The 6,712-nt window shown below is 44.3% G+C and carries 7 protein-coding genes and 1 tRNA gene; 1 reads left to right on the top strand and 7 read right to left on the bottom strand.

Going from position 1 to position 6,712, the window contains the following annotated elements:
- From F7C14_RS00275 to ppcA, 3 genes are all read right to left on the bottom strand, one after another.
- A partial coding sequence (locus tag F7C14_RS00275) for a DHH family phosphoesterase (RefSeq protein WP_290898340.1) occupies positions 1–651 on the bottom strand: 651 nt, incomplete at its 3' end.
- A 37-nt stretch (positions 652–688) separates the two neighbouring features.
- Positions 689–2,326 (bottom strand): thermosome subunit beta, encoded by a 1,638-nt coding sequence (thsB, locus tag F7C14_RS00270; protein WP_290898338.1) that lies wholly within the window; start codon positions 2,324–2,326, stop codon positions 689–691.
- 90 nt (positions 2,327–2,416) lie between these two features.
- Positions 2,417–3,847, bottom strand: a complete 1,431-nt coding sequence (gene ppcA / locus F7C14_RS00265) for a phosphoenolpyruvate carboxylase (RefSeq protein WP_290898335.1) — start codon at positions 3,845–3,847, stop codon at positions 2,417–2,419.
- Between the two features lie 77 nt (positions 3,848–3,924).
- Here ppcA and F7C14_RS00260 point away from each other — a divergent pair, with 77 nt between their 5' ends.
- On the top strand, positions 3,925–5,016 hold the full coding sequence (locus tag F7C14_RS00260; RefSeq protein WP_290898332.1) for an NAD(P)/FAD-dependent oxidoreductase: 1,092 nt from the start codon (positions 3,925–3,927) through the stop codon (positions 5,014–5,016).
- Here the strand turns inward: F7C14_RS00260 and F7C14_RS00255 are convergent.
- From F7C14_RS00255 to F7C14_RS00240, 4 genes are all read right to left on the bottom strand, one after another.
- Complete coding sequence (locus tag F7C14_RS00255; RefSeq protein ID WP_290898329.1) at positions 4,997–5,656, bottom strand: DUF5612 domain-containing protein; 660 nt, start codon at positions 5,654–5,656, stop codon at positions 4,997–4,999. The genes F7C14_RS00260 and F7C14_RS00255 overlap by 20 nt on opposite strands.
- Positions 5,656–5,889, bottom strand: coding sequence for an Lrp/AsnC ligand binding domain-containing protein (locus F7C14_RS00250; RefSeq protein WP_290898326.1), 234 nt, complete (start codon positions 5,887–5,889; stop codon positions 5,656–5,658). The genes F7C14_RS00255 and F7C14_RS00250 overlap by 1 nt, the downstream gene beginning before the upstream one ends.
- Before the next feature lie 46 nt (positions 5,890–5,935).
- Positions 5,936–6,535, bottom strand: coding sequence for a class I SAM-dependent methyltransferase (locus F7C14_RS00245; protein ID WP_290898323.1), 600 nt, complete (start codon positions 6,533–6,535; stop codon positions 5,936–5,938).
- 24 nt (positions 6,536–6,559) lie between these two features.
- Positions 6,560–6,631, bottom strand: a tRNA-Arg gene (locus F7C14_RS00240).
- Positions 6,632–6,712: the final 81 nt, after the last annotated feature.

Below are 6,712 nucleotides of genomic sequence, written 5' to 3'. Positions count from 1 at the left end.
AAACTCTATTGCCCCCCTCTCGTTTCCGCTAATTCCCGGAAGGTACGGGTCGAATGTGTACTCAAGCATTTTGTAGATTGGTCTCGTCTGCTTTCCGAAGAACCTCAGATCTTTTATCGCACTTACGTATCCGTATTTAGTCGCTTCTTCAAGCACGAATCTGTTAAGCCCCACAAGCTTAGCCTCGCGGGAATCCTGCAGGTCTCCCACCGCTCCCACTATAGCAAGAGTCGAAAGGTCGTAGTTCAAACCGAGACAGCGAGAAATGAGATACGTCGTTGTTGAGCCGCTCAAGTCGTAGCTGCCATCGTATCCGAAGTCGTGGGGATTGAGCTGCCACCTGTAAACCATTTCCGGAACGTGGTGATCCGAAATTACGAATTCGAGCTTTCTTCTTAGGAGAAGAGAGATGTTTCCGCTACCCAAATCCGTCAGCCAGACAAATCTGTTCTCGTCCGCTATCCTTTCAACAGCATTCTCATCGAGCTGTTTCAGGAAAATTATTTCCGCTTCTTTACCAATTCTTCTCAACGTTTCATAAGCAATAGCTCCAGAAGTAATGCCATCAGCATCTATATGTGTTACAACTAAAAACTCGTCCTCTTTTCTTATTCTTTCCGAAATCTCGTATGCTTTTTTTATAAGATCCACAGAAAAGTAGGGGTAAAAAAGAAATTAAGGGTTTTGGTTAGAACTCAGTTCCCATTTCTCCGCTCTCTTCTCCGCCCTTCTCCTTCTCCTTTTCAAGTCCTTTGGCAGCTATGACATCGTCGATTCTCAGAATCATCGTAGCCACTTCTGTTGCAGATTTGATGGCTTGCTTCTTAACTCTGAGCGGCTCAAGGACTCCCTGCTCCTTCATGTCAACTACTTTTCCGTTGTAAACGTCTATTCCAGCATATACATTTCCTTGCTCATGCACGGACTTAAGTTCAACCAAGATGTCGATAGGATCCAATCCGGCGTTTTCAGCCAAGCTCTTTGGAATGACTTCTAAAGCTGCAGCAAAGGCTTCAGCAGCTAATTGTTCTCTTCCACCAAGGCTCGGAGCCCACTCCTTAACTCTAAGGCTTACTTCAATCTCCGGAGCACCACCGCCAGCAACGACTTTACCGTCTTCCAAGGCTGCAGCCACGACTTTCACTGCATCTTCAACTCCTCTTGCAATCTCCTCAACCACGTGTTCGGTTCCGCCCCTCACGAGGATCGTCACTGCTTTCGGATTCTTGCAGCCTCTTATGAACACCATCTTTTCGTCGCCAACCTTTCTCTCCTCCACGATCTCTGCCTCTCCAAGGTCCTCCGACTTGAGGTCTCTCAAGTCAGTAAGTATCCTCGCTCCGCAGGCTTTTGCAATCTTTTCGATGTCGCTCTTCTTTACTCTCCTCACTGCAAGAATTCCGGCTTTAGCAAGGTAATACTGAGCCAAGTCGTCGATTCCCTTCTGGCAGAACACCACATTAGCTCCAGCCTCGACGATCTTGTCAACCATCTCCTTTATCATCTTCTCCTCCTGCTCTATGAACCTCTGAAGCATGTCTGGATCAGTAATTCTTATCTTGGCATCAGTTTCAGTCTCTTTAACCTCCAAAGCGGCATTCAACACGAGTATCTTGGCATTCTTTACGAGCTTCGGCATTCCCGGGTGAACAACTTCCTTGTCGATGACGATTCCCTCTACAAGCTCCGAGTCTTCTACAGACGCTCCAGTTCTCTTTTCTATCTTAATGTTGTCCGTGTCAACTTCTATCTTTCCGTTAACCTCCTCGGCGACAATCTTAACTGCTTTTACAGCGATGTCAGCCAACTTGTTTATCGCCACTTCCGCACCCTTGCCAGTCATGGCGGTAGCTGCTATTTTCTTCAGCAGCTCGTCGTCGTCTCTGTTTACTTCTATGGCTATGCTGTCGAGGATTTCCATGGCTTTTTCTGCAGCCAATCTGTAACCTTTAGCTATTACGGTCGGGTGTATGTCAGCCTCAAGCAATTCTTCAGCCTTCTTCAACAACTCTCCGGCAATAACAACTGCTGTGGTCGTTCCATCTCCTACTTCATTCTCCTGAGTCTTGGCTACTTCTATCACCATCTTTGCAGCCGGATGCTCAACATCCATCTCCTTGAGAATCGTAACACCATCGTTCGTAATCACAACATCACCAAGACTGTCCACAAGCATCTTGTCCATTCCCCTCGGCCCAAGAGTGCTCCTGACAGCTTCGGCGATAACTCTAACAGCCATTATGTTCATCCTCTGCGCATCTCTTCCGACGGTCCTCTGCGTCCCCTCCTTCAAAATCAGTATCGGAGTGCCTTGCAACGTCGCCATCCAGTACCACCTCGAGAGTTTAGTGGATTGGTAGTTCTATATAAAGGTTTTGGTTGAAAAAAGGAACTGGAGATGTCTTAAGAAAGAAATTTATCCGAGAAAGCCCCTCAAAATTCCCGCTTCGGCTACCCTCTCTTTTAAATCCAAGCCCTTACCGAGCATGTTTATGATTTCGTTCGTAACTTTTTCGTGTTCCTCGTCGACTTCGATTTCGAAAAGCTCTTTAGCTCTTTCAACGTCCTTTTCAAGCTTAGAATTCAGCACTTTCATCGAATTCGGATTGAAATACTTCAGAGCTTCTCCGATCATAGCTTCAAAGCCACTAAAAACCTCCAAAACTTTTTCGTAATCCTTATCACTAAGCTCGGCAATTCCGAGCAACTCCGGCGGAAATCCTATCGAGTAAAGAGAGGCACAGAATGTAATAGCTCTCGGAAGTTTAACTCCTTCCCCCCTTGAGTAACCGAAAAGACCGATGTGAAGTTTTCTCATCCTTCTCTTCGGAACGTTTTTCGAGAAAGAGTTCACAAAGTTTGCTATGAGCGGAATTCTCTTTCTGTAAGCTTCGGTGAGCTTTTCAGCCAGCCTCAAGTATTCTTCATCTATAACCTCGGCTTTCCCCTTCCTTTTTTCCTTTATCCTTTCTATGGCTTTTCTAACCTCCGAAAATTCGTAATCGTATTTAAAAGCCGATTGAACGGTGAAAGTTTCCACGGAAGGAAATTCATCCACCGGCTGTAGGTTTTTTGGAGAAAGTCCTCCTCTAAAGGGGCACGAACCCACACCGAGTATCGGATAGACTTCAGCGTTAACGTCTTCCAAACGCATGAGGGAATACTTCACGTAGATGGTTGCGGAAATAAATCCGTAGTTTAAGGCTGGATCCGATCTCGCTAAAAACACTCGGATGTGTTCGCTGTTAGTTTCCTCGACGATCTTGCTAACGATTTCTTTAGCATTCAAAAGAGATTTCTTATCCTCCAAGAGGGGAATAACTTTGATTTCCTCGGGCTTAAATTCCCCAAGCCATTCGGATATTTTTGTTCCGTCCCTCAAACTTAACTTTCCCTTTCCGGCAACGAAGTCCTTGTAGAAGTAGTAGATTCTTAAAACTTCCTCGTGAGTTCTCGTCATCGGTAGTATTACTTCAAAAATCGGCTCCTGATCTATGTCGAAAGATTTTACGTAGTCGTAGCTTCTTGGGATCATTTCAAGGATTTCCGATAAAAGTTTCGCCTCTTCCTTTTCAACGCTCGGGTTTGGAATTCTTGGAGTTAATCTGAAGAATTTTCCAAGGGGTTTCCTTTTAAAAAAGTCTGGATAATTCGAGAGGAGTTTTCTAACGACAAAATCGTCAACTTCTTTCCCCTCGAAATCCCACATCTGCTCGTCGCAGCCAAAATGAGAAAAAACGTAATACGCCTCCTTAATCTCATCCTCTCCGTTTAAATACTCTCCTCTGGCAAAGAACGGCATATTTGCGTTATCCGGATGCTGGGTGCTCATCACCCTTGGAATCATCCATACAAACGCATACGTATTGATATAAATACTTTTGTGGGGGAAACGATTTAAGCTCAAAGAGAGGAAAAAATTGAGTGAAAGTTTGTATTGTAGGAGGTAGGGTTGCCGGAAGCTTGGCAGCTATAAATCTCGGGGAGAAAAATGCAGATGTCGTTGTGTTTGAAGAACACAGGGATTCCGGATTTCCCGTGAGTTGTGCTGGATTGATAAGTGAAGACTGCTACAAAAAACTGAAAGACCTTGGAGTTAACGCCAAGCAGAATGAAATAAAGGGAGCTTTCTTCTTCTCTCCAAGCGGAAAATATGTCGAGGCTATCGGAAAAAGTAGGGGGGTTGTTGTAGAAAGAAAATTGATGGATCCTCAGCTTTTAAGAAGAGCTTCAAAGGTTGCTGAAGTTAGGATGGGCTCGAAAGTCGTTAGGGTGAAGAGTAAGGAGGTAACGTTTATTGTAAACGGAAAAGAGAAAAAGGAGAATTTTGACCTGCTCATAGGAGCTGACGGAGTTAACAGCGTTGTCGCCAAGAACTTGGATTTTAAGAGACCGAAAATTTTCTTGGCTGTTCAAATTCTCTCCGAGTTCGAGGCAATTGATGACAACTTCGTCGAGCTTTACTTTGGAAGAAAGTATTCCGACGGATTTTTCGCCTATGCTGTTCCGGTTGAAAAGGGCTTGGCAAGAATCGGTGTGGTTTCGAAGACAAACCCTAAGGAATACCTGCAAAGGTTGATCAACGAGCATCCCTCAGTTTCTGAAAGAGTCAGGAAGGGGATTTTAGAGTTGAATGTGGGAGCTATTCCCATAAGACTTGTGGATTTTGTTAGGGAAAACGCGGCTTTAATCGGTGATTCGGCTGGGATGGTAAAGCCCTATACGGGAGGAGGAATTTATTACACATTAATAGCTGCAGAATTGCTCGGAGAAACTTTTCCGAATTTGAAAGCTTTCGAAAAAGCGTACAAAAAAAGATTGTGGAAGGAGTACCATTTTGGAGAAAAGATTAGAAGGTTGTACGAAACTCTGAGGGATGAGGATTACGAAGAACTTGTTAGAATTGCCTCCGATTTAAGCTTCGAAGATCTGCACATGGACAAGCCGAGCTCCATCTTGAAATTTTTGGTAAAAAATCCGAAAATACTGAAAGTTGTTAGATTCTTCTTCCCCTAACTCTGTCTATGTCAAACTGAGCCCTCTCGGATATGTGCATCACTGCCAAAGTTCCAGCCATAACTGGGTCGCTTACGACGAGGTCGCTCACTTTCGGCACATCTCCGAACATGTTGAGACTTATTACTCTTATCCCAGCTTTTCTAAGCTTCTTAACTTCCTCCGCTATCTTGCCTCCCATAATCCCACCAGCCAGTACCAAAATTTCCGCTCTATGAAGCCTCGAAACAGCTTTCACAGCTTCGGCAAGTTCTTCCTCCCCTACCAACGGCATTGTGTCAACGCTGATTCTTTCTCCCCTTAAGTTGTGCCTGTCCGCCTCAGTTATGGCTCCGAGAGCCACTTGCGAAACTAAGGCTCCTCCGCCGAAGATTATGACTCTCTTTCCGAACACTTTCTCGAAGGGTTTCTCCTCTTCAACTTCTATGACCGTCGGCAATTCTTTTATCTTTTCCACGATTTTTTCGAACTCTCCTCCCTCGATTTCGAAGTAGATCAGGGCGTTTCCTTTGTATTCTCCGTGCTTTATTATAAACGTCTGAGCGTAGGTTATGTTTCCCTCGTGTTCGGCGATAATAGTAGTTAGATCCCTCAAAACTCCTATTTGGTTTTTCGCTATTATCCTCAACCCCCTGATCATCAGAACTTCGCTCCCGTAAGGGTTTTAGTCTCAAGAACTCCGTCAATGGCTCTTATTTTCTTAACAACCACATCGCTTAAATGCTCGAAGTCTCTGACGACTATCTTGGCTATAAGGTCGTACTCTCCGAAAAGCGGGTAAAGTTCTTCCACTTCTTCTATCTGTGCTATTTTTTCGTAAACTTCCCTTTCTTTTCTTGGCGACACTTTTATCAAAACGAAACCCAGTGCCATAGCCGAGGTTTATTTTACAACCTTAAAAACTTTTTAGTTCCCAATGCTACTTCTCCCCAAAGGCGACGAATATACTAATACCACATGGTTGAACGCAACAATTTTTATTGGTGCACTCCACCCTTACATTTTTTAATCCAGCTTCTTCGAACCATTTTTTGATCTCCTCTCTTCTAAAACCCATCCACTTATCGTGATGAATTTCTTTCATGAATTCAAAGTTGTGTTTGTCAAGATCCGTTATAACGAGCTTCCCTCCCGGTTTTAGAATTCTCGTCATTTCCCTTATTGCTCTTTGTGGAGAGTTTACATGATGAAGACACATGTTTGAGAAAACATAATCAATAGCATTATTCAATATCGGCAATTTTTCCGCATCTCCGATACAGTAGTGAACGTCAAACGATCTGAATTTCCTTTTCATTTCTATAAGCATAGCTCTCGACTTATCAACTGCAATAACCTCCAATCCCTTCTTAACGAGCCCCTCCGTTATAAATCCGGTACCAGCACCAACATCGACAGCAGTCTTTCCTTCTTTCACCCCAGCTACCGATAGAGCTATATCCCTAACTTCTTCTGAAAAAAGAAAACTTCGCATTTCGTCCCATGTAGACGCTACTTTGTCAAAGTAGTTTTCTTTCAAAATTTCACCTCCTATTAGATGGTATGCCCCGGCCGGGACTTGAACCCGGGTCCGGGAGTCCGCAGCCCCCGAGGATGTCCGCTACCCCACCGGGGCTTTTGAGAACAAACTTCGCTCGCTGTAAATATGTGTTTTTCCCTTCACGTTCAAACGATGCTGCGAGCGTGAACTTAATTT

It is taken from the genome of Ferroglobus sp. (assembly GCF_015521575.1).
Lineage (GTDB): Archaea > Halobacteriota > Archaeoglobi > Archaeoglobales > Archaeoglobaceae > Ferroglobus.
The sequence above is the reverse complement of the archived record's forward strand: the minus strand, read 5'-3'. Positions and strand labels throughout refer to the sequence as shown.